Here is a 21,222-nt window from a genome sequence, read left to right as displayed (position 1 = left end):
ATGACAAGGTATCCGCATCCGCCGGTCGCCTAGCGGCCGTCGCGTCGCCGCGAAGATTAGGCCGACGGCGTCACGGGCAATATCAAGATCTATGGCCACCGACGATGCGCTGCACCGCGACCTGCTTCAAGAATTGCTCCACGCGTACGGGCCGTGCGGCCAGGAAGACGCCGTGCGGGAGATCTGCCACCGCGAGTTGGGCCCACACGTCGACGAGGTATGGGTCGATGAGGCGGGCAACCTGGTTGGCCTGATCCGCGGCGCCGACAGCGAGGCGCCCGCCGTTCGTGTGATGGCGCACATGGATGAGTTGTCGATGCTCGTCAAGCGCATCGACTCGGACGGCATCCTGCACATGACGCCGCTGGGCACGATGTATCCGGGCAACTTCGGTCTCGGGCCGGTCGCGCTGCTCGGCGACAAGGAGACCGTCTGCGGCGTGTTGACGCTCGGTTCGGAGCACACCACCAAGGAGAGCGAGCGGATCTGGGAGACCAAGCCGGATCAGGGCGACAAGGCGCTGGACTGGATGCACGTGTACGTGTTCACCGGGCACAGTCCCGACGATCTCGCCGACGCGGGCATCAGACCCGGCACCCGGGCGTGCGTGCACCGAAGCAAGCGCACGCTGATCGACGTCGGCTCCGATTACCTCGGCTGCTATTTCATGGACGACCGCGCCGCGGTGACCGCACTGCTCGATGTGCCCCACCGGTTGGGGAAACGCGGGCAACGCCCCGCGCGGGACACCTATCTCGTGTTCACCACGAGCGAGGAGGTCGGCGGTATCGGCGGCTCGTACGCCAGCCATTCGCTGCCCGGCGATCTGACCCTGGCGTTGGAGGTGGGTCCGACGGAGGCCGAGTACGGCACCACCTGCAGCGGCGGCCCGATCATCGCGTATAGGGACGCCGAGAGCGTCTACGACAAGGTGGTGGCCGACACGTTGCTCGAAATCGCCTCCGGCCTCGGGATGTCCCCTCAGCCGGCGGTGCTGGGCGCGTTCGAATCCGACGCGTCGCACGCGAAGGCCAGCGGGCTGACGCCGCGCGCGGGCCTGTTGTGCCTGCCGACGCTCAGCACGCACGGCTACGAAGTGATTGCCCGACAAGCGATTCCGGACATGGCCGCGGTGCTTGCCGAGTTTCTGCGGCGCGGCGCGTAACGGCGCGCTCAGCCGTCGAGTTCGCCGGCGATACCCCGCTCGATGGCGGCGCGGGCACGCTCGGGCAGCACGATCAACCCGTCGAGTTCGCGACGCGCCAGCTCGTAGCCGCGTTCACGCTCCTGCGGGGTGGCCGCAGTGTCGGTGGCGACGCGCAGCATGTTCTGCGCGCGGGCGAGCCGCAGCTGCTCCTGTGCCGAGAAATCGCTGCGCCGACGCCGGACCGCCTCGTTCTCCGCGGCGTCGAAGGCGGTGACGTAGTCGGTCACCGCGTCGACGTACTCGCGCGCGGCCTCGCCGTCGACGGCGAGGTCCTCGGCCTTTGCCGGCCGCAGCAGGTCGGCGCGCAGCTTGGTGCGGTGAAACCGCTCGGTCAGCGGGTCGCGCATGTCGGTCATCAGCGGGAAGTCGAGCAGCTTGGCCAGATCCAACTCGTACTCCAGCCAGCGGGTGTCGGTGCGGTCGTGCTCCTTGACCGCGCGGGCGATCGCTTGCCAAGGGGCGGCGGTGTTCGCGCGCCGCGGCGGTTCGGCGGCGGATGGTCGGGGCGGCTCGCCGTGGCGTGCGCGGGCCGCCGCCACCGCCCGCCATCCGCCGTACAGCACGCCGGCGAGCGGGACGAGCACGATCAACAGCTCGACCAGGCGGAAGATCAGGCCCATACCGACTCCATGGAGCCAGGATGCCACTGCCGGTGCAAGGGGTGCCGGTCCGTGGACCTACGCGCGAGATTGCACTCAGGGTTGCGGATGTGCGCTTGAATCGGAGGCAGCGAGCACAACCCTGACCGCAATCTCGGCGGTAGCTTCGACACCCATTAGCTACTCGGCGCCGGTGCCGTACGCGCGCGCGATGTCGGGCGAGTCGAGCCAGCCCGAGTACGTCGGGCGCTGCGGCCAGCCCTCGGGCGAATCCTGCCACTCCTCCTGGCGACCCCAGGGCAGCACGTCGATGAGCGCGAACGAATGGCTGAGTTGTTCGGTGCCGCGGCCATTGGTGTGCCATGTCCGGTACACGGTGTCACCGTCTCGCAGAAACACGTTTACCGCGAACCCTTCGCCGGGCGCGGCATCGACGTCGGCGCCGAACGAACTCTCCGACGACGAGTACCAGGTCATCTTGTTGCCGACCTTGGTGCGGTAGGCCAGCGCCTCCTCGATAGGGCCGTTGGTGACGATCACGAACCGGGCGTCGTAATTGTCGAGGAACTCCAGCCGGGTGAACTGGGAGGTGAAACCGGTGCAGCCGCCGCACTGCCACTCCGCGCCGTCGGTCCACATGTGGTTGTAGACGATCAGCTGCGAGCGCCCCTCGAACACGTCGGCAAGCCTGACGGGACCGTGCTCGCCGATCAGCGTGTAGTCGGGCATCCGGACCATGGGCAGCCGCCGACGCTGGGCGGCGATGGCGTCCAGTTCGCGCGTCGCGGCCTTCTCACGCCTTCGCAGGTCGTCGAGCGCGGCGCGCCACGTCGCCACATCGACGACGGGCGGTAGGGCGGCCGGTTGAGTCGTGACGGGGTTCGTCATCGTCAATCCTCCTGCGGGAGATGGTGCACTCGCAGGTTATGACCGACTCAGCGGCCGAAAGTCATCGTCAGCTCTTCTTGGACCCGCCGGACTTCTTGCCGCCGCCGGAGTTCTTGCCGCCCTTCTTCGACGCGTTGGGCGTGTTCGCGATCGCCGCAGCGCGCGACTTGCTCATGCCCTTCTTGCGCAGGCCCTCGTACTGTTTGTCGTTCTTGACGCTGGAACCGTGATCCTTCGCCATGGTGGCCTCCTCCATCGTGGTGCGTTCGGGATACCCGCAGATGACGGCCCCCACACAGCGATGACGTGCGTGGTGTTTAGACAGCGGCGGCGGCCTCGCCTTGAAGCTGCCGGTCGCGGACATCGGTGAGGAAGTTGCTCACCTCGACGGCGAGCCGCCGCGCGTGCGACGAATCGACGAGGTCGAAGGCATGTCCGGCGCGCGGTATCTCGCTGTACTCCACCGTATTACGCGATACCGCACGTAATCTCTCACCGAACTCTCGCGCCTCACCCACCGGGATGATGGTGTCCTGTTCACCGTGAACGAGCAAGAACGGCGGCGCGTCCTTGTGAATGCGCGCCAATGGAGAAGCGGCGGTGAAGATGTCGGGATGGCGAGACTGCCTGCGTCCCACGACAACTCGCTCCAGGAAGTTCTGGAAGTTTCTGCGCGCCGGGGTCGAGCGGTCCTGCCAGTCGTAGCGACCGTAGATACCGACGACCGCGTCGACGGAGGTGTCGGCGTCCGTGGTGAGCTCACCGCGGAACGCCGGGTCGCCCGGTGTGAGGGCGGCGAGCGACGCGAGGTGCCCACCCGCCGAGCAGCCCGCCACCGCGACGAAGTTGCGATCTCCGCCGTACTTGTCGACGTTGGCGCGCGCCCACGCGATCGCTGCGTTGACGTCGGCGATCTGGCGCGGCCAGCGGTGCAGCGGTGACACCCGGTAGTCCATCGTCAGGCACACCCAGCCCTGCTTGACCAGGTGATGCAGCATTGTGTGGCCCTGCATGACGCGGGAGCCCTGCACCCAGGCGCCGCCGGGCACGAACAGCAGCACCGGGGCGTCGGGCGGCAGGTCGGGCAGCCGCCAGACGTCGAGAAGCTGTGCAGGGTGATCGCCGTAGCGCACCGATCTGCGGTAGAGGCACTTCTGCCGCTGCGCACGGAAGCGCAGGTACGGCGGTACTCGGGTGCCGCGCTGCGACGCGATCGATGCGTCGGCGGCGTCTGCCGGTGCGGCCTCCGGAGCCGCACCGAAGCGGCGGGTGACCATGCCGCGCACCGCGGCGGGCGCGTAGTGGTGGCCGTACATCGCCATCGCGGTCAGGCCGGCGAACGGCTCGAGGTGCTTGCCCACCACCGGCAGCGACGAGTACAGCCTTGTCGACGCCATGACCAGGTCGAATGGGTGAAGCGAGCGGGGCAGCGACATCGTCATCCGGCCATCGCCAGGTCGGCATCGCCAGCTCGACCGCTGCAGGAGTCGCAAGCGACTTCGTCAAGGCTGAAATGCCCGCAAGTGGGACAGATGAACTCGAGCATGCGATACGCCTTTCGAGGCTGGTGTAAACGCCGACTTTCTGCAGCCCGCCTCACATACCCCGGCCCTCGGGCTGCAAAACCCGTCCGGTGTGTCAGTACCGTGGGCACGGTGAAGTACTTGGACGTCGACGGAGTGGGCCGGGTCAGCCGTATTGGGCTTGGCACCTGGCAGTTCGGCTCCCGCGAATGGGGTTATGGCGACACGTATGCGGCCGGGGCCGCCCACGAGATCGTGCAGCGCTCGCTCGCCCTGGGCGTCACGCTCTTCGACACCGCCGAAATTTACGGGTTCGGTAAGAGCGAGCGCATCCTGGGCGAGGCGCTCGGTGACGCCCGCGCTGACGTGGCGGTGGCCAGCAAGGTGTTCCCGGTCGCACCGTTCCCGGCAGTGGTCAAACAGCGTGCACAGGCCAGCGCGCAGCGGTTGGGGCTGCAGAAGATCCCGCTGTATCAGATTCACCAGCCGAACCCGGTGGTGCCCGATTCGGTGATCATGCCCGGTATGCGCGACCTGCTCGACAGCGGCGTGATCGGCGCGGCCGGCGTGTCCAACTATTCGCTGGACCGCTGGCGCAAGGCCGACGAGGCGCTGGGCCGGCCGGTGATCAGCAATCAGGTGCACTTCTCGCTGGCTCATCCGCAGGCGCTCGAGCATCTCGTGCCGTTCGCCGAACGGGAGAACCGCATCGTGATCGCCTACAGCCCGCTCGCTCAGGGGTTGCTCGGCGGCAAGTACGGACCCGAGCACCGGCCCAGCGGCGGCGCCCGGGCAATGAACCCGCTGTTCGGCACGGAGAACCTGCGCCGCGCCGAACCACTGCTGCAGACGCTGCGCGATATCGCCGCCGACGTCGGCGCCAAACCCGCGCAGGTGGCGCTGGCGTGGCTGATCGGCCTGCCCAACGTCGTCGCCATACCGGGCGCATCGAGCGTCGAACAACTCGAGTTCAACGTGGCCGCCGCCGACATCGAACTCAGCGCGGACGCTCAAGCAGCGCTCACCGCGGCGGCCCGGGCGTTCCGGCCGGTGTCGACCGTCCGCTTCCTGACAGACACGGTCCGGGAGAAACTCGGCGTGCGCTAGCGGTCGTCGAGACTAACGGCGCAGCTTTCCGCCGATGTATTCGGCACGACAGGCGCCGCGGGCGAGCTTGCCGCTCGTCGTGCGCGGAATGGCCCCTGCCGCGACGAAACGGATATCGGCGGCCGCGATGCCGTGTCGCAGCACGACAGCGTTGCCAATCGCCTCGATCGCCGGCGCCGGATCGAGTCGTGCCGTGCCGCTCGCGCGTTCGGCGACGATCACGAGGGCGCCCTCGCCATCGGGTCCCGGCACCGTGAACGCGGTGACGTGCCCCGGTCGCGCCATCGCCGAGGCGTCTTCGGCGGTGGCCTCGACGTCCTGCGGGTAGTGCTGTTTGCCGTCGATGACGATCATGTCGGCGCGCCGGCCGGTGACGTACAGCTCGCCTTCTCGGTGAACGCCCAGATCGCCGGTGCGCAACCAGTTTGCCTGCAGTGCAACGCCTTCGGCGTGACTGCCGGATGGCAATCGGGACGTGAGCCGGGCCCCGAAGGCGCGACGTGTCTCGTCGGGCCGGCCCCAATAGCCTTTCCCGAGATTGTCGCCGTGCAGCCAGATCTCGCCGATCCGGCCGTCCGGCAATTCCGCGCCGGTGTCGGGGTCGGCGACGACGGCCCACTGGCTGCGCGCCACCTGTCCGCAGGACACGTGCGCCACCGCGCCGGGACAACCTGCCGCGACGGGCACGGCGTGGCCCTCGGCGAGTTGCTCGCGGTCGAAATACACTGCGCCGGCGTGGGCGTCCGGTGCGATGGTCGAGACGAAAAGCGTTGCCTCCGCGATACCGTATGACGGTCGAAACGCATTGAGCGGCAATCCGTATGGTGTGAACGCGGCGTTGAACGTTTCGATCGCCTCGATGCTGACGGGTTCGGAGCCGACGATCAGCACCGCCTTGCTCAGGTCGAGGTGGTCGCCGGGTGCGGGCAGACCCCGCTGCGCCGCGTACTCGTAGGCGAAGTTCGGTGCCGCCGTGACCACCCGGCCCTCACGCGCACCGTCCGACAGCGCCTTGATCCACCGCTGTGGACGGCGGATGAACGCGGTGGGCGACATCAGCGTCGAATGCCCGCCGTACACCGCCGGGAACCCGATCATCGACAAGCCCATGTCGTGAAACAGGGGTAACCAGCTAACGCCATGCACTCTTCGGTCGAGCAGGTCGATGGACAGGATCATCTGGATGAGGTTGGTACCGACCGCGCGGTGCGTGATCTCGACACCGACCGGCGGCCGGGTCGCACCAGAGGTGTACTGCAGATGCGAGATGTCGTCGAGACGCAGCGGCACCGGTTCGAAATCGTCACCGGAGTCGGTGATGTCGTCGAGCAGTACCACCCGTGGAGCGGGCACGCCGTCGAGGCCGGCGAGAAAGTCGTGCACGTTCGCGGCCGCGGCCGCGGTGGTCACCACCACCGAAGGCTCGGAGTCGCGTAGCGCGGTGCCGAGTCGTTGGGCGTGGCCCTGTAATTCGGGTGCGAACAACGGGACCGCGATGGCGCCCGCCTTGATCGCGGCGAAGAACCCGGTGACGTAGTCGAGGCCCTGCGGCGCCAGGATGGCCACCCGGTCTCCTCGCTGCGCGACCCGTTGCAGGTGCGCGGCGACCGCCCGTAGGCGCGCGCCGAGTTGCCTCCAGGTGAGTTCTGTGACCCGGCCGTCGGTGTTGCCGGTGTAGTCCAGGTAGCGGTAGGCCGGCGCATCGCCGACGTTGGCGATGTTGCGGTCGATGAGCGAGATCAGGTTCACGCCGGCGGGCACCGCGACGTGGCCGTCGGCGTCCAGGCAGTCCTCGATCCGCAACAGTCCATCGTGGGTCACGGTCCGTTCACCCATGAGCGCAGTCTAGGTACCGCTGCCTCGGTCCTGGTACGTCCGTACCAGAGCCGGTTACGCCTCGCGTTGGAGTGAGAGGACCGTGATGTCCGGTGGCGCACCGATGCGTACCGGCGGGCCCCAGAACCCGACCCCCCGCGTGACGTACAACTGGGTGCCGTCGACGGCCGAAAGCCCCGCGAGGGACGGTTGCACGCTGCCGACGACGTAGTGGAACGGCCACATCTGCCCGCCGTGGGTGTGCCCGGACAGCTGCAGGTCCACTCCGCGCTCGGCGGCCTCGTCGACCAGCACGGGCTGGTGCGCGAGCAGCACCGTCGGGCCCGCCGGACTCCGTCCAGACAATGCTCGGTCGAAGTCCGGACCGTCGGATCGCGATGCCCCGGCCAGGTCGTTGACGCCGGCCAGGTTGAATACCGCACCCCCGCGGCGGATCAGCGTGTTCTCGTTGCGTAGCGGCCGGATGCCCAACCGCTCCAGCTCTCGAAGCCACTCGAGCGTGTCGTCGACGAAGTATTCGTGGTTGCCGGTGACGAAGAACGTGCCTTCCCGGGACGCCAGGTCCCCCAACGGGGCTGCGGCCGAACCGAGTTCGCCGACGGTGCCGTCCACCACGTCGCCGACGATCGCGACGAGATCCGGCGAGGTGCCGTTGATCATCTCGACGATCCGCTCGGTGTGTCTCCGCCCGGCCAGCGGTCCGAGATGGATGTCGCTCACCACCGCGATGCGAAAGTCGTGAAACGCCGGATCGAGGTTGCGCAGCCGCACCGGTACGCGCAGCAGGTCGGGTGGACCGGTCGCCGTGGCCGCCCCGAAACCGACGAGGCCCACAGATGCTGCGCCGGCGGTGACGGCGCCCGCCCGGGCGAGGAACAGGCGTCGAGTCAGATCTGCTGGCGCCGTCGGGTTTTCTGGGTCGGTCGGCGCCGTCTCGGCGCGCACCCATCGGCGCAGCACCAGGCGCACGGGTTCGAATACCAACAGGACCAGCAACAGGTACGCGGCCACTCCGAACCACAGGTAGCCGGGCCAGGCGAACCAACCCGACTCGGCCGGGCCGATCACCCGGGGCAGCACCAGCGCGGCGAGCAGCACACCCGCCAGCGCGAGCAGGATGGCGGTCAGCGCGCGACGCGCCCGGCCCGGCCTGGTGGTGTCCTTGATCAACCTCTTCCACAAATAGAGGTGCATGACCGCGAGCACCGCGCCGAGAACGACGATGAACATGCGCACCCTTCGCGGTCGAATTGGTGATTTCGGTGTCGTTGGTTGCGTTCAGCGCATCCCCCGACACCGAAGTCGCTCAGAGGGACACCGTTCCGTAGTCGCCGACGTGGCCGACCAGCGTGCGCAGCTGGTCGTCGGCCGTGCCGAACGTGTTGTCGATCGCGGTGAGCCGCGCGGCGTAGTGGCCGACCGGATATTCGGCGGTCATGCCGATGCCACCGTGCAGCTGGATCGCTTCCTGCGCGATGTGCCGCCCGGACCGGCCGATCTGCAGTTTGGTCCGCGCCGCGATCACCGGGTCGAACCGCCCGTCGGCGATCGACATCGCGGCGTAGAAGTTCATGCTGCGCGCGAGCTCCAGCGAGACATACATGTCCGCCGCGCGCTGCGTCAACGTCTGGAACTTGCTCAGCGGAACACCGAATTGCTTACGGCTGGTGAGGTATTCGGTGGTGAGCCGCAAAGCCTCCTCCATGGCGCCGACCGCCTCCGAGCACAGCGCCGACTGATAGCGGATCACGGTGCGCGCGACGTACTCGGCCGCGTCACCACCGTCGCCGAGCGGTTCGGCGGGGGCGGCGTCGAAGTCCAGCTGAGCACCGCGGCGGCCGTCGAACGTGCGATAGGCCTGTCTGGTCGTCGCGGCGGCCTCGACGATGAAGAGGCCGATTCCGCCTTCGGGCAGCGCCGCGGTGACGACCACGGTGTCCGCCGAATCACCGGCCAGCACAGGGTTTTTCCGACCGCTGACCGTCCACGTGTCGCCGCTTCGCTCCGCACGAGCGGCAGGCTCGGTGGTCGGGACGCGCGCGCCGGGCTCCGCATGGGCGAAGGCCAGCAGCGTGTCACCCGCCGCCACCCCCTCGAGGATCTCCTTCTGTTGTTCGCTGCCCAGTTCGGCGATCAGGCCGCCCGGGACGAGCGCCGCCTGCGCGACCGGCTCCGGTGCGAGCCGCCGGCCGATTTCGGTCAGCACCACCATCGCCTCGATCTGGCCGGCCTCGGTGGGGTCGAAACCGAGCCCCAGAATGCCAACCTCGGCCAGTTGGGCCCACACCTCGCGGCGCCAGCCGGGCTCGGCCTTGGTGACACCGGCGATGTCGTCGTCGCGCGACAGCACGTCACGGGTGACGTCGCGGAGCAGTTGTTGTTCCTCGGTCAGGTCGAAGTCCACAGTCGGCTCACAATCCCAGGATGGTCGAAGCGATGATGCTGCGCTGAATCTCGTTGGTACCGCCGTAGATAGACGTCTTGCGATAGTTCAGGTAGCGGGGCGCGGCGTCCTGTGCCCACGCCGGAGTATCGATGTCACCACCGGCGTCGAACGGCAGGGCATCCGGACCGGCCACCTCGACGAGCAGCTCGGTGGCGGCCTGCTGCAGCTGGCTGCCGCGCAGCTTGAGGATCGACGACGCGGGGTTGGGTTTGCCATCGGCCTCCGATCCGCTGACCCGCATCTGCGTGAGCTCCAGCGCGAGCAGCCCGGTTTCGATCTCGGCGACGCGCGCGGCGAACAGCGGGTCATGCAGCAGCGGAGTGCCGTTGACCTGCAGCTGTGCGGCATGGTCCTTGACTTGAGACATCCACAGCTTCGTCAGCCCGATGCGGGCGATGCCGGTGCGTTCGTTGCCGAGCAGAAACTTGGCGTAGGTCCAGCCCTGGTTTTCCTCGCCGACGAGTTGGTCGGCCGGGATCCGGACGTCTTCGAAGAAGATTTCGTTGACCTCGTAGCTGCCGTCGATCAACTCGATCGGGCGCAGTGTGATCCCCGGTGTGGACATCTCGGCCAGGAGGAACGAGATGCCGGCCTGCCGCTTGGGCGCGTTCGGATCGGTCCGCGCGAGCAGGAAGATCCAGTCGGCGTACTGGCCGAGTGTCGTCCACGTCTTCTGGCCGTTGACGACGTAGGTGTCGCCGTCGCGCACCGCGGTGGTGCGTATCGACGCGAGGTCCGAGCCCGCCTCGGGTTCGGAAAAGCCCTGGCACCACCAGATGTCGATGTTGGCCGTCGGCGGCAGGAACCGCTCCTTCATCGCTTGCGAGCCGAACTGGGCGATCACCGGGCCGACCATCTTGGTGTTGAAGGCCAGCGGTTCGGGCACACCGGCCAGTTGCATCTCGTCGAGCCAGATCTGCCGCTGCAGCGGCGACCACTTCTTACCGCCCCACTCGACCGGCCAGTTCGGCACGGCCAGCCCATTCTCGTTGAGGATCCGCTGGCTGATCACCATGTCCTCGGGGAAGTTCGGATGACCGGTCTTGCCCCTGTCGCGGATGTCTTCGGGAATCTCGGTGGCGTAGAACCGCCGCAACTCGTCGCGGAACGCAGCGTCCTCGTCACTCAGTGCCAACTTCAAGGTCCACCCCGTTCTGTCGTGCGGTTGCTCACCGGATACCCGTGTCCGGCAAGTCCATGTGAGTGCATATGAATTGTGCCCGTCCTACTTCCACGCGAAGACCGGTTGCTCGAGTTCGTCCACCGGATCGTGGCGGCCTTCCAGGCACCACCACCGCAGTTGCAGAAGCACCGCGCCCGTCGGCGCGTGGATCAGGTCATTGCCCAGCGGTACCTGCACCACCGGTCGCGGGCTCTCGGGGATCTCGATGAACCGCGGCGAGTCGTCGCGCTGCAGCTGGTGTAACCCGACCCGGTACACCGCGACCACCTCATCGGGCGCCGGTCGCGGATCGAGCCGGCCGCCACCCCAGAGCACCACCGGGGTGATGACGTATCCGGATCGCGTCGGATAGTCGTCGAGCAGGCCCAGCACCGTCGACTCCGGCAGCCTTACCCCAACCTCCTCGTCCAGCTCGCGCAGTGCCGCGTCGATCACGGTCTCCCCAGCGTCGAGCCGGCCGCCGGGCAGCGCCCACTGCGCGGCGTGCGATGTCAATCGGGATGCCCTGCGACACAACAGGAAAGCCGCGCCGCCCGAGACGTCGACCATGCGTCCGTCGAGGCCGGCTTCCGGCATCGGGCGCCCGTCGATCCAGTCGTCGACGTTCGCCGGATCCACCCGGTCCTCACCGACCTCGGAATCGACGAGCACCACGGCGACCGCCGCGTGCCTCTTGGTCGGGTCGGTCACCGCGCGACGCCGGTGTCCCGACAGGTTCGCCCTGATCCGCTCGCGCAGCGCATCGTCGTAGGAGATCGTCACCGCTTGACCATAATGACGCGTTGTTTCGTCGGCGCGGTCCGGGGCAACTCCGTCAGCACGCTGCAGTACCAGCCCAACGGAAGGGATCGACATGGCACTCGACGACGACGACATCACCACGTCAGGCGCAGAAGGCGAAGGGCCGGCCGACGGCGGCTCGAATCCGGAGGGCCACGACGGCGGCGCAGACGGCACCGCTGGCGGTGAAGGCCCCGCTGACGGCGGCTCCAACCCCGAAGGCCACGACGGCGGCGCAGACGGCACGGCCGGCGGTGAAGGCCCCGCTGACGGCGGCTCCAACCCCGAAGGCCACGACGGCGGCGCCGACGGAACCGCCTGATCCCTTCCAATTCTGAGCCCGATGCTGACGCGCTGCGTTGCGACCGATGCTCGACGGTTCGCCGACGAGTACTGGGGTCGCAAACCGTTGCTCAGCCGGGCCGACGCGTTACCCCGCGACTTCAGTGATCTGTTGTCTCCCGACACGGTTGACGAGTTGATCGCCGAGCGCGGGGTGCGCGCGCCGTTCATCCGGCTGGCCAAAGAGGGTGACGTCCTGTCCAAGGACTGCTATCTCGGGCCGGCTGGGTTCGGCGCCGAGATACCCGATCAGATCGACTCCGCGAAGCTGCTGAGCCAATTCGTCTCCGGCGCAACGATTGTGCTGCAGGGTCTACACCGGTTGTGGCCGCCGCTCATCGCTTTCGTCCGCCAGGCCGTCGACGAGCTCGGTCATCCGGTACAGGCCAACGCCTACGTCACCCCGCCGGTCAATCGCGGCTTCGACCCGCACTACGACGTGCACGACGTCTTCGTCTTGCAGGTCTCGGGCCAGAAGCGCTGGATCGTGCACGAGCCGGTCTTCGAGCACCCGCTGCCGTGGCAACCCTGGACACAGCATCGCGCCCAGATCGAGAAGCGGGTCGCCGACGCACCGGTCATCGACACTGTGCTGTCCGAAGGTGACGCGCTCTATCTACCGCGGGGCTGGGTCCATTCGGCGCAGGCCCTGCAGATGACCTCGATCCACCTCACCATCGGGGTGGCGCCGGTGACCGGTGTCGACGTGGCCCGCGCCGTCGTGGACCAGTTGGCGAGCACCGCGTCGTTCCGGGAGTCACTGCCGATGGGCGCCTCGGACGCCGATGAGACGATGGCGAAGGTGAGCAAGGTCATGGCGCAGATGGTCGGGGCGTTGCGGGATGAGGCGGCGACGCTCAGCGCAGGCGCCGCCGCGCAACTGTCGCGGCGTCACGCCGACAGGACCCGTCCTGTCGGCGTCCGCCCGTTGGCGTCGCTCGCGGCGGCCGATCGTGCCGCCGACGCGGTGGCGCAATGGCGACACGGGCTCTCCGCGACCGTCGACCGAACCGATGACCGCATCGTCCTGCGCCTGCCCGACCGGACCATGACCTTCCCGCAGACGTGCGAAGACGCGGTCCGGACGCTGCACCTCGGAGGCGTCGTCGATGCGACGAGCCTGCCGGGTCTCGACCACGCTGACGCGACCGTCCTGATCCGGCGGCTGCTGCGGGAGGGAGTCGTCGTTCCGGTGACCTTCCCGGCCGACGCCGGATGACCGCCGCGAAGCGAATCCCGTGCAGCGACCAGTCGCTGGCCCGCGACGACCCGATGTACGGCACGGCGTCGGCGGGGTCGTCGTGGGTGCTGCTCGAGTTGAGCGGGGCGTGGGGGCCGTCGGCGTTCCTGCAGTCGCCGAACTGCATCGACCCTCAACTCGGCCGCGCCATCGTCCGCCGTGTCGAGAAGGCGGGCATGCGCATTGCGGCCATCCGACGGCATGGTCGCCGCCCCGACATTCCCCGATGGCGCTGGTACATAGCGCACTCCGGCGTCGGCAGCGAGGCGCTGCACCATGGAGAGGTCACGGGCCCCGACGGATTCCTCGAACTCGCCCTCGACGGCAGCGACGGGCAGTTGTCCACCGATCCGCTGATCGCGATCTGCTCGCACGGCAAACACGACCAGTGCTGCGCGGTACGGGGCCGCAGCGCATGCAGTGCGATCACGGCAGAGTTCCCCGAATTCACCTGGGAGTGTTCACATCTCGGCGGCGACCGCTTTGCCGCCACCATGCTCGTCCTGCCCGAAGGGCTGTGCTACGGACGGGTCGACTCGACCGATTCGGCTGGGCTGGTGCGCCTGTATCTCGACGGACGGCTGGACAACCGGTTCCTGCGCGGGCGCACATCGCTACCGCATGCCGTGCAGGCCGCGCAGTACTTCGCCCGCGAGCGCAACGGCGACGACCGCATCGACGCGCTGCACCCGCTGCACGTCGAGCGCGGAGAACATCGGATCCGCGTTCTGCTCGATGGCGGGGCGGGGCCGATCGAGGTGATCCTGCACGAGGAATTGTCCGAACCCCTGCTGTCCCAATGCCATGCCCAGGTCGCCGGCCAGGTCCGCATCTTCACGCTCGGGTCCCTGGGTTCTGCCGACGCTTAGGTCCTGCCCCGAGTAGTCACAGACGATTTCGCCGCGGATACATGTATGTGCTATGCATACTTTGTGACGCCGTCACGATACGACCAACTCGACGAACTGCTGACCCGCATCGCCATAGCGCGGCAGCGACCGAGTTGGCGGGACCGCCTTCTCGCCGGTGCCGGCCCGGTGACCAGCGCGTCCACCCTGCGGGTACTACGAGCGGTCGAGCAGTGCCAACAGCTTTCCGGCGGGGCCTCGATCCGCGAGGTCGCGGACTTCATGGCCGTCGAGCACTCGACGGCCAGCCGGTCGGTCGCCGCCGTCGTGAGCGCGGGCCTCGTCACCAAGACGTCCGCCGCCGATGACCAACGGCGGTGCACGCTGGTGCTGACCGAGGCGGGTCGTCAGGCGCTGGAGATCGTGGCCAGCCGGCGGCGCGACCTTGTCGCTGAGGTGATCGCCGACTGGCCCGAAGCCCGCGTCGACACTCTGGTCGAACTCCTCGACCGGCTGACCGAGCGATTCGAACGCGCGGCGGCCCGATGACCGCCGAGGCCACCGTCCGGTCGCAGGCGCGCGGCGCGTTCGGGTTGATCTTCGACCCGGTGTTCGGCGCGCTGTTCTGGGGCAAGATCTTTTCCGTCGTCGCGGTGTGGACGCACGGCATCGTCGCGGCGATCGTGATGTACGACGCGACCGGTTCGGCGCTGATGGTCGGAATGGTCGGCGTCGTGCAGTTCGCGCCGCAGTTGATCCTCAGCCCCACCAGCGGCAAATGGGCCGATACCGGCGACCCCGCCCGGCAGATCCTGCTCGGTCGAGTGTTGTGTGTCGCCGGTTCCGGCCTGACCGCGGCCTGGCTGTTCGCCGAACCCGCGCAATCCGGCATGTCTGCGGCGATTCCCGTGCTGCTCGGCACCCTGCTGGTCGGGTTCGGCTTCGTGGTGGGCGGACCGGCGATGCAGTCGATCGTGCCGAACCTCATCCGCGACGGCGAACTGTCGACGGCCATGGCGCTCAACAGCTTTCCGATGACGGTCGGGCGCGTCGTCGGGCCCGCCGCGGGCGCGTACATCGCCGCACATCTGGGTTCGGGGGCAGCGTTCGCGGTCAGCGCCGGACTGCATCTGGTGTTCGCGATCGTGCTCGTCGCCGTCCGCTTCCCGGCGCCGCCGGCGCGGCTCGCCGGCACGGACTTCCGCGTGCGGGTGGCACTCAGATACGTTTGGCGGGACCGTCCGCTGTTCCTGGCGCTGGTCGCGGTCACGACCGTGGGGCTCGCGTCCGATTCGTCGATCACGTTGACCCCGTCGATGGCCGACGAACTCGGCGGCGGGGCCCGCCTGGTCGGCACCCTGTCCGCGGTCTTCGGCGTCGGCGCGGCCGTCGGCATGGCGGTGCTCGCGCTGATGCGCGGCCGGCTGGCGTCACACAAGGTATCGGCGGTCGGCATGGCCGGCCTTGCGGCGGGCTGCACGGTGCTCGCCGTCGCGGCGGCGCCGGCGGTGGCGGTCGCGGGATTCGTGCTTGCCGGCCTGGGATTCGGCTGGGCGATGACCGGCCTGTCCACCGTCGTGCAGGAGCGCGCGCCCGAAGAGTTACGCGGCCGGATCATGGCGCTGTGGCTGGTCGGCTTCCTCGGTTCGCGGCCGATCGCCGCGGCGCTGCTGGGCGGTACCGCCGACGCATTCAGCGTGCAGGCCGCGTTCGCGGTCGCGGCGGTGCTGTGTGCGGCCGCCGTGCTGTGGTGCCGGCCGGCCAAGCTCGCCGGCCCGCTGCCGGCTTCTTTGTGACGGCCCACTCGCCCCACCACTAGGCTTGGGCGCGTCTCGACAATTGTTCGCTGTCACAATGCTATTCGAATGGGCTGCTAGCTATCTCGTTCTAGCGCAGGCGGTCTCGCGGCGGACACGACGTCGATGCCGGCGCTCCTCGGTGGGAGCGTTGGATGCGATACCGACGCGGTAACAACATGGCGTCGGGCCGGCGGATCGGTGGATGAGCTGCGAACCGCTGCTACATTGGAAACACTGTGGAGTACACCGACGCGGATTCCAGGATGCGATGGCCGAAAGTCGTCGCGCTGATTCTCGCGTTCTGGGTTGTCGTGGCGGGTGCGGAATGGGTTATCTCATGCCGCGAAGAGTCGTCTCACGGTCCCCATGAGCTGACCGCGAGTGTGTATGGCGGATTTGCCGTCGCGGCTGATCATCCGCACATCGAAAATCATTCGACGCATGGGGCGCCCGACGCATTCGCAGAGGCGATGATGCCTCGCGGCGCAACCGTGCTCATCGCGCTGGCACTGTTCGCCGCAGTCGCCACCGTGGCGCCGTTCTGGCGACAGGGTTCGCTGGGCGCAATTCGTGGTCCACCCCGGTGGCCGCTTGCCACCGAAAGCGGCCGGGTCCTCTTGACCCGGCTGTGCATCGCGCGTCGCTGATCGCGTAGTTCAGACCAAGCTCGCTTTTTTTCGAGTTCGGTCGGTGACAGCTACCCATCATCAGCGGCCGCGCGGTATCCGTCGCGGCTCCAACCGGAAGCGACGCGTCCCATGAACCATGTCCTGTCAGTTCACACACCCGACCCACCCTTCTCCCCCGGGCGCCGGCTTGGCCGATACGAGCGGCCAGGCACCATGGTCGGCCGCACTCCGGTGCTGCGAATCTCGGCCCCTTTCACTATCAAAGAGCGCGGCTTTTGGGCCAAGCTCGAGGGCTTCAACCCAGGCGGCATGAAGGACCGCCCTGCCTTGCACATGGTCGAGCGAGCGCGGGCCAGCGGCGCGCTGCGCCCCGGCGCCCGGATCGTCGAGTCCACGAGCGGCACACTGGGACTTGGCTTGGCACTGGCCGGAACGGTGTATCAGCATCCCGTCACCTTGGTCACTGACCCGGGCATGGAACCCATCATTCAGCGGATGTTGACAGCATTCGGGGCAGAGGTCGATGTGGTCACTGAGCCGCATCCTGCGGGCGGCTGGCAGCAAGCTCGCCGCGACCGCGTCCAACAGATCCTCTCCGCTGAGCCGCGCGCGTGGTACCCAGATCAATACAACAATCCCGACAACGTCGAGGCGTACCGTCCGCTGGCGATGGAACTGCATCAGCAGCTCGGCCACATTGACGTCTTGGTGTGTTCGGTTGGAACCGGTGGGCATTCGGCCGGAGTGGCTCGAGTCCTTCGGGAATTCAATCCCGATCTACGGCTGGTCGGCGTGGACACCGTCGGATCGACGATCTTCGGTCAGCCCGCCGACAAGCGCCTGATGCGCGGGTTGGGTTCGAGCATCTATCCCGGCAATGTCGACTACGAGGCGTTCAGCGAAGTTCACTGGGTGGCTCCAAGCGAAGCGGTCTGGGCCTGCCGGACCCTGGCTGCTACCCACTACGCCAGCGGCGGATGGAGTGTCGGCGCAGTCGCGCTCGTCGCACGTTGGGTGGCCCGCACGATGGCCGCCGACACCACTATTGCCACCATCTTCCCCGATGGGCCGCAACGCTACTTCGACACCGTGTACAACGATGACTACTGCCGAGCCCACGGCCTGCTCGGCGTTACCGCGCCCGAAGAACCGACCGTGATCGATGATCCCAAGGCACAAGTGGTGTCGTCTTGGACTCGCTGCGCCAATGTCATCGACCCCTTGGCGGCGATGTGATGATGAAGGTGGTCACACAGTTCCGAAGTTTCGGCTGGCCCAGCCGGATGCTGATGATCAATCAGTTCGGCATCAATCTCGGCTTCTACATGCTGATGCCTTACCTTGCCGGTTATTTGGCCGGGCCGCTCGGGTTGGCTGCATGGACGGTCGGACTGGTGTTGGGAGTGCGCAACTTCTCTCAGCAGGGCATGTTCATCTTGGGCGGCACACTCGCGGATCGACTCGGATACAAGCCGCTGATCGTCACAGGCTGTCTGCTGCGGACAGCCGGTTTCGGCCTGCTGGTCTTCGCCGAGTCGTTGCCGGCGTTGCTCATCGCTTCGGCAGCAACGGGATTCGCCGGGGCGTTGTTCAACCCGGCAGTTCGGGCCTACCTAGCAACGGATTCGGGTCCCCGACGCGTCGAAGCGTTCGCGGTGTTCAACATCTTCTATCAGGCCGGTATTCTGGCGGGCCCGCTCGTCGGGCTGGCCCTGATGGCCCTGGATTTCCGCACCACCGCTGCGGCCGCGGCGATCGTGTTCGCGGCTCTGACCGTCGCGCAGCTATTCGCCCTGCCTCCGCAATCCGCCGGCATGCCGGAAAACAAGACCTCTGTGCTTGCCGACTGGCGCGTCGTTGTCGCCAACCGGTCGTTTCTCTTGTTCGCTGCGGCGATGATCGGCTCCTATGTGCTGTCCTTCCAGGTGTATCTGGCGTTCCCTCTGCACGCCAGATTGCTGGAGCCCCAACAGCAGTCGCTCGTTGTGGCGGCCGTGTTCGTGGTGTCCGGCGTGGTGGCGGTGTTCGGTCAGTTGCGCATCACCCGATGGTTTGGCACGCGATGGGGCGCGGGGCGTTCCCTGGTAGTCGGCCTCCTTCTTCTGGCGGTGGCGTTTGTACCGCTCATGGTCGTACCCGACGGCGGCCGCTTCGGCCACATCGCTGCGGTAGCCGCGCTTCTGGTGGCCGCGGCGGTGCTGGCCGTCGGTTCGGCCGCGGTGTTCCCGTTTGAAATGGACACCGTTGTCTCCCTGGCGAACGACCGGCTCGTCGGTACGCATTACGGGTTTTACAACACCATCGTGGGGATCGGCATCCTCATTGGGAACCTCGGTACAGGTTCACTGATGCAAGCTGGCCGCAACGCCGGTGTGAGCGAACTTATTTGGTTCGCTCTTGCCCTGGTCGGGCTGGCTTCAGCTGCAGCGCTGTACCGACTCGACAGCACGGGCAGGCTGCGGCCGATGCCGCAAGCTGGAGTCAGCGCACCCGGCGGCTGACTGCGGCAACGTCTTTGGGTCCATTGCGGCTATTCGTCAAGCCCGATCAGCCGGCGACCGTCGGCTTGCCACGCCCGCATTCCTCCCCGCAACTCCACAATGTCGGTGTAGCCGAGATCGTGAAGTGTTTGAGCGGCCGTCGTGCTCATCGGCCCTGTCCGACAGTAGATCGCGAGGCCAGTGCTGCGATCGGCTGGAAGGCGGCCAGCCTCGGACCTGATCTGGTCGAACGGTATCGACAGGTCTGTGCCGGCGATATCGCCCTCAAAGGGAACATGAACATTGATCGTCACGCGGTGGGGTTCGTCGACCACAGCGGCGAACTCACCGGGATCGACCAGGCGAGCGGTTGACGCCTCTTCAGTGAGGGAAGTTGGCGCCGCGGGTTGCCCTTGAGAACCGCAACCACTGAGCACCAGCACGCTCACCATACTGAGCGCGGCAAGGAGTGCGGGAAAACCACCTCGACGGGCCGGCCCGGGTCTGCCCCAAGCGATAACTGCTGTCAGCTCTAGGTGCTCTCGTAGATTCCGCACGATTGCAGGATACCCCTCGGGGGTACTTGACCGCCGGCGCACAGCGCATTAATGTTCGATGCATCCCGGTACCCCCCGGGGGTATATAAGGAGCTCGAATGCCGACGACACCTTTGACCACCGACTGGCATCTCCGCGGAGATTGGTTCGACGTTTGTAGCTGTAAATTGCCCTGCCCGTGCAGCTTCGCCCAAGAGCCGACCCACGGTGACTGCTTATTCACCCTCGTCTGGCACATCCGGGACGGGCACTTCGGCGAGGTGGATCTCGCTGGATTGAACGTGGTCTCACTCGGCGAGTTCACCGGCAACATGTGGGTCGACGACCCCAGCGCCATGATGAAGCTGATGTTCTACATCGACTCCGAAGCCGATCCCGCCCAGCGTGACGCGCTGGAGCGGATCTTCACCGGCAAAGAGGGCGGCTGGCCGGCCGAATTCGCCAGCCTCATCGAGGAGTTACGGGGCATCGAGTACGCGCCCATCACGTTCGAGGCCGCAGACGACCTTGCCTACTGGCGCGCCGAAGTCCCCGGCAAGGTCGACCTCCAGGTCGCTGCACTCACCGGACCGACGTCGGATCCTGGTCGACGAGTCACCACCGCGAATGCGCCGGGGGCTGAAGTCGGGCCTGGTCAGGTTGCGACCTGGGGAGTTGTCGAACGGGACCATGCCGTGGGCTTCGATTGGTCTCACGAGCACCGCGGCCGCTCCAGCAAGCACTTCCCATTCGACTGGCGTCCCGACAGCGCAGCCGGTCCATCGGCCGAACTCGAAGCCGGCCCGGACAAGGAGGCATCATGCCGGTGCCACGCGTGAACCGCACGCGCCGATACATGAGTACGACGGCCAAACTCGCCGACCCGCTGCCGGCAGCCCGGTAACCCGGTACGCCTCAGGCGGTTTCGGCGGCTTGCCGAGCCCGTTCGGTCATCGACGCGATCACTCCGCCGTCGTTGAGGATGTCGGTGCCGGTGAGGTACCCGGCCTTGGAACTGGCGCAGAAGGCGAGTAAGTCGGCCATCTCCTCGGGCCTTCCCCACCGCGGGACCGCGGCGTCGGCGACCATCGCGCCGGCGCCGGCCTGCTCCTCCAACCGGCCCATCTCGGTGTCGATGGATCCCGGCGACACCGAGACGATGCGCAGGCCCTTACCGTTGAACCGTTCGGCCTGCGACGTGCTGTACCACCTGACGAAGCTCTTGCTCAGCGCGTAGGCGATACCCGGTCGCGCTTCTGGCGGAACGATGTCGCATGCGGCCAGCATGGCGGTCATGAATGAGTCCTGATCCGTCAGCGCTTGCGGGAACTGGCTTTTCGGGATCATCTCGTCGGGCAGCATGTGCGCAGCCATCGACGCCACGTTCACGATCGCGGCGCCCTCGGCGGCGACCTCGAAGAAGGCCTCGTCGACGTTGACCGTGCCGATCGCATTGGTGCGCATGACGTATTCGGCGTCGCCCATGCTGGGACTCACCCCTGCGGTGTGGATCACGGAGGCGATGGTGCCCAGGCCGCACGCCGTCTCGAACAGGCGGCCGACTGCCAGCCGGTCGGTCACGTCGCAGTGCACGACGGTGGCCGCGATGCCGAGATCGGCCAACGTCGCAGCCGCACCGTCGAGGCGGTCCTTTCTGACGTCGCAGAGGACGACCGTGTGGTCCGACCCCACCACCTTGGCCGTCGCTTGACCCATTCCACCCGCGCCGCCCGTGATCACCGACACTCGACTCATACCCGGACGGTATACCGCTACCGG

General features: G+C 67.4%; 22 protein-coding genes. 11 read left to right on the top strand and 11 right to left on the bottom strand.

Translation table 11 applies throughout. The features are described 5' to 3' along the window. Positions 1-91: 91 nt before the first annotated feature. Positions 92-1,165: a M42 family metallopeptidase gene (locus tag AU187_RS02880; RefSeq protein ID WP_059100329.1), complete on the top strand. Its 1,074-nt coding sequence runs from the start codon at positions 92-94 to the stop codon at positions 1,163-1,165. 8 nt (positions 1,166-1,173) lie between these two features. Here AU187_RS02880 and AU187_RS02875 read toward each other — a convergent pair whose 3' ends face one another. The 4 genes from AU187_RS02875 to AU187_RS02860 all read right to left on the bottom strand — a co-directional run bounded on the left by AU187_RS02875 (position 1,174) and on the right by AU187_RS02860 (position 4,130). After that, positions 1,174-1,827, bottom strand: coding sequence for a hypothetical protein (locus AU187_RS02875; protein ID WP_059100330.1), 654 nt, complete (start codon positions 1,825-1,827; stop codon positions 1,174-1,176). A gap of 159 nt (positions 1,828-1,986) precedes the next feature. Further along, complete coding sequence (locus tag AU187_RS02870; RefSeq protein ID WP_059100331.1) at positions 1,987-2,694, bottom strand: DUF899 domain-containing protein; 708 nt, start codon at positions 2,692-2,694, stop codon at positions 1,987-1,989. 67 nt (positions 2,695-2,761) lie between these two features. Continuing rightward, complete coding sequence (locus AU187_RS02865) at positions 2,762-2,989, bottom strand: DUF7218 family protein (RefSeq protein WP_059100332.1); 228 nt, start codon at positions 2,987-2,989, stop codon at positions 2,762-2,764. A 22-nt stretch (positions 2,990-3,011) separates the two neighbouring features. Then, the gene (locus AU187_RS02860; protein WP_059100746.1) at positions 3,012-4,130 is read right to left on the bottom strand and encodes an alpha/beta hydrolase; all 1,119 of its coding nucleotides are present in this window, start codon (positions 4,128-4,130) and stop codon (positions 3,012-3,014) included. 219 nt (positions 4,131-4,349) lie between these two features. On the opposite strand from AU187_RS02860, the gene AU187_RS02855 reads away from it, so the two are divergent. Further along, a complete protein-coding gene (locus AU187_RS02855) occupies positions 4,350-5,324 on the top strand; it encodes an aldo/keto reductase (RefSeq protein WP_059100747.1) in 975 nt (324 codons plus the stop codon). A gap of 12 nt (positions 5,325-5,336) precedes the next feature. Here AU187_RS02855 and AU187_RS02850 read toward each other — a convergent pair whose 3' ends face one another. The 5 genes from AU187_RS02850 to AU187_RS02830 form a co-directional block, all read right to left on the bottom strand. Then, a complete protein-coding gene (locus tag AU187_RS02850; RefSeq protein ID WP_059100333.1) occupies positions 5,337-7,160 on the bottom strand; it encodes a fatty acyl-AMP ligase in 1,824 nt (607 codons plus the stop codon). Positions 7,161-7,214: 54 nt separating this feature from the next. Next, positions 7,215-8,390: a metallophosphoesterase gene (locus AU187_RS02845; protein WP_059100334.1), complete on the bottom strand. Its 1,176-nt coding sequence runs from the start codon at positions 8,388-8,390 to the stop codon at positions 7,215-7,217. 76 nt (positions 8,391-8,466) lie between these two features. Beyond that, positions 8,467-9,564: an acyl-CoA dehydrogenase family protein gene (locus tag AU187_RS02840; RefSeq protein WP_059100335.1), complete on the bottom strand. Its 1,098-nt coding sequence runs from the start codon at positions 9,562-9,564 to the stop codon at positions 8,467-8,469. 7 nt (positions 9,565-9,571) lie between these two features. After that, on the bottom strand, positions 9,572-10,747 hold the full coding sequence (locus tag AU187_RS02835) for an acyl-CoA dehydrogenase family protein (protein WP_059100336.1): 1,176 nt from the start codon (positions 10,745-10,747) through the stop codon (positions 9,572-9,574). A gap of 84 nt (positions 10,748-10,831) precedes the next feature. Further along, on the bottom strand, positions 10,832-11,551 hold the full coding sequence (locus AU187_RS02830) for an NUDIX hydrolase (RefSeq protein WP_059100337.1): 720 nt from the start codon (positions 11,549-11,551) through the stop codon (positions 10,832-10,834). Positions 11,552-11,642: 91 nt separating this feature from the next. On the opposite strand from AU187_RS02830, the gene AU187_RS02825 reads away from it, so the two are divergent. The 8 genes from AU187_RS02825 to AU187_RS02790 all read left to right on the top strand — a co-directional run bounded on the left by AU187_RS02825 (position 11,643) and on the right by AU187_RS02790 (position 18,928). Beyond that, positions 11,643-11,891 carry a hypothetical protein gene (locus AU187_RS02825; protein WP_059100338.1) on the top strand — a complete coding sequence of 83 codons (249 nt, stop codon included), beginning with the start codon at positions 11,643-11,645 and terminating at the stop codon, positions 11,889-11,891. A 21-nt stretch (positions 11,892-11,912) separates the two neighbouring features. Next, positions 11,913-13,130 carry a cupin domain-containing protein gene (locus tag AU187_RS02820; protein WP_059166207.1) on the top strand — a complete coding sequence of 406 codons (1,218 nt, stop codon included), beginning with the start codon at positions 11,913-11,915 and terminating at the stop codon, positions 13,128-13,130. Further along, a complete protein-coding gene (locus AU187_RS02815) occupies positions 13,127-14,020 on the top strand; it encodes a ferredoxin family protein (RefSeq protein WP_059100339.1) in 894 nt (297 codons plus the stop codon). Before AU187_RS02820 ends, AU187_RS02815 begins: the two co-directional genes overlap by 4 nt. Positions 14,021-14,065: 45 nt before the next feature. Then, on the top strand, positions 14,066-14,548 hold the full coding sequence (locus AU187_RS02810; protein ID WP_059100340.1) for a MarR family winged helix-turn-helix transcriptional regulator: 483 nt from the start codon (positions 14,066-14,068) through the stop codon (positions 14,546-14,548). After that, the gene (locus tag AU187_RS02805) at positions 14,545-15,795 is read left to right on the top strand and encodes an MFS transporter (protein WP_059100341.1); all 1,251 of its coding nucleotides are present in this window, start codon (positions 14,545-14,547) and stop codon (positions 15,793-15,795) included. The genes AU187_RS02810 and AU187_RS02805 overlap by 4 nt, the downstream gene beginning before the upstream one ends. Positions 15,796-16,034: 239 nt before the next feature. After that, complete coding sequence (gene lpqS, locus AU187_RS02800; protein WP_059100342.1) at positions 16,035-16,445, top strand: putative copper homeostasis (lipo)protein LpqS; 411 nt, start codon at positions 16,035-16,037, stop codon at positions 16,443-16,445. Between the two features lie 111 nt (positions 16,446-16,556). Beyond that, on the top strand, positions 16,557-17,663 hold the full coding sequence (locus AU187_RS02795; RefSeq protein WP_059100343.1) for a PLP-dependent cysteine synthase family protein: 1,107 nt from the start codon (positions 16,557-16,559) through the stop codon (positions 17,661-17,663). Then, a complete protein-coding gene (locus tag AU187_RS02790; protein WP_059100344.1) occupies positions 17,663-18,928 on the top strand; it encodes an MFS transporter in 1,266 nt (421 codons plus the stop codon). Before AU187_RS02795 ends, AU187_RS02790 begins: the two co-directional genes overlap by 1 nt. Before the next feature lie 29 nt (positions 18,929-18,957). On the opposite strand, the gene AU187_RS02785 is transcribed toward AU187_RS02790, so the two are convergent. After that, on the bottom strand, positions 18,958-19,359 hold the full coding sequence (locus AU187_RS02785) for a rhodanese-like domain-containing protein (protein WP_059100345.1): 402 nt from the start codon (positions 19,357-19,359) through the stop codon (positions 18,958-18,960). A gap of 203 nt (positions 19,360-19,562) precedes the next feature. Here AU187_RS02785 and AU187_RS02780 point away from each other — a divergent pair, with 203 nt between their 5' ends. Next, positions 19,563-20,282 carry a DUF1326 domain-containing protein gene (locus AU187_RS02780; RefSeq protein ID WP_059100346.1) on the top strand — a complete coding sequence of 240 codons (720 nt, stop codon included), beginning with the start codon at positions 19,563-19,565 and terminating at the stop codon, positions 20,280-20,282. Positions 20,283-20,358: 76 nt separating this feature from the next. On the opposite strand, the gene AU187_RS02775 is transcribed toward AU187_RS02780, so the two are convergent. Next, complete coding sequence (locus tag AU187_RS02775) at positions 20,359-21,198, bottom strand: SDR family oxidoreductase (protein WP_059100347.1); 840 nt, start codon at positions 21,196-21,198, stop codon at positions 20,359-20,361. Positions 21,199-21,222 lie beyond the last annotated feature (24 nt).

Source organism: Mycobacterium sp. IS-1556, assembly GCF_001499985.1.
Lineage (GTDB): Bacteria > Actinomycetota > Actinomycetes > Mycobacteriales > Mycobacteriaceae > Mycobacterium.
The sequence above is the reverse complement of the archived record's forward strand: the minus strand, read 5'-3'. Positions and strand labels throughout refer to the sequence as shown.

Coding starts and splice junctions, on each gene's coding strand:
- AU187_RS02880 (WP_059100329.1), top strand. CDS start 92: ATGGCCACCGACGATGCGCTGCACCGCGACCTGCTTCAAGAATTGCTC.
- AU187_RS02875 (WP_059100330.1), bottom strand. CDS start 1,827: ATGGGCCTGATCTTCCGCCTGGTCGAGCTGTTGATCGTGCTCGTCCCG.
- AU187_RS02870 (WP_059100331.1), bottom strand. CDS start 2,694: ATGACGAACCCCGTCACGACTCAACCGGCCGCCCTACCGCCCGTCGTC.
- AU187_RS02860 (WP_059100746.1), bottom strand. CDS start 4,130: ATGTCGCTGCCCCGCTCGCTTCACCCATTCGACCTGGTCATGGCGTCG.
- AU187_RS02850 (WP_059100333.1), bottom strand. CDS start 7,160: ATGGGTGAACGGACCGTGACCCACGATGGACTGTTGCGGATCGAGGAC.
- AU187_RS02845 (WP_059100334.1), bottom strand. CDS start 8,390: ATGTTCATCGTCGTTCTCGGCGCGGTGCTCGCGGTCATGCACCTCTAT.
- AU187_RS02825 (WP_059100338.1), top strand. CDS start 11,643: ATGGCACTCGACGACGACGACATCACCACGTCAGGCGCAGAAGGCGAA.
- AU187_RS02820 (WP_059166207.1), top strand. CDS start 11,913: ATGCTGACGCGCTGCGTTGCGACCGATGCTCGACGGTTCGCCGACGAG.
- AU187_RS02815 (WP_059100339.1), top strand. CDS start 13,127: ATGACCGCCGCGAAGCGAATCCCGTGCAGCGACCAGTCGCTGGCCCGC.
- AU187_RS02810 (WP_059100340.1), top strand. CDS start 14,066: ATGTGCTATGCATACTTTGTGACGCCGTCACGATACGACCAACTCGAC.
- AU187_RS02805 (WP_059100341.1), top strand. CDS start 14,545: ATGACCGCCGAGGCCACCGTCCGGTCGCAGGCGCGCGGCGCGTTCGGG.
- AU187_RS02795 (WP_059100343.1), top strand. CDS start 16,557: ATGAACCATGTCCTGTCAGTTCACACACCCGACCCACCCTTCTCCCCC.
- AU187_RS02790 (WP_059100344.1), top strand. CDS start 17,663: ATGATGAAGGTGGTCACACAGTTCCGAAGTTTCGGCTGGCCCAGCCGG.
- AU187_RS02785 (WP_059100345.1), bottom strand. CDS start 19,359: ATGGTGAGCGTGCTGGTGCTCAGTGGTTGCGGTTCTCAAGGGCAACCC.
- AU187_RS02780 (WP_059100346.1), top strand. CDS start 19,563: ATGCCGACGACACCTTTGACCACCGACTGGCATCTCCGCGGAGATTGG.
- AU187_RS02775 (WP_059100347.1), bottom strand. CDS start 21,198: ATGAGTCGAGTGTCGGTGATCACGGGCGGCGCGGGTGGAATGGGTCAA.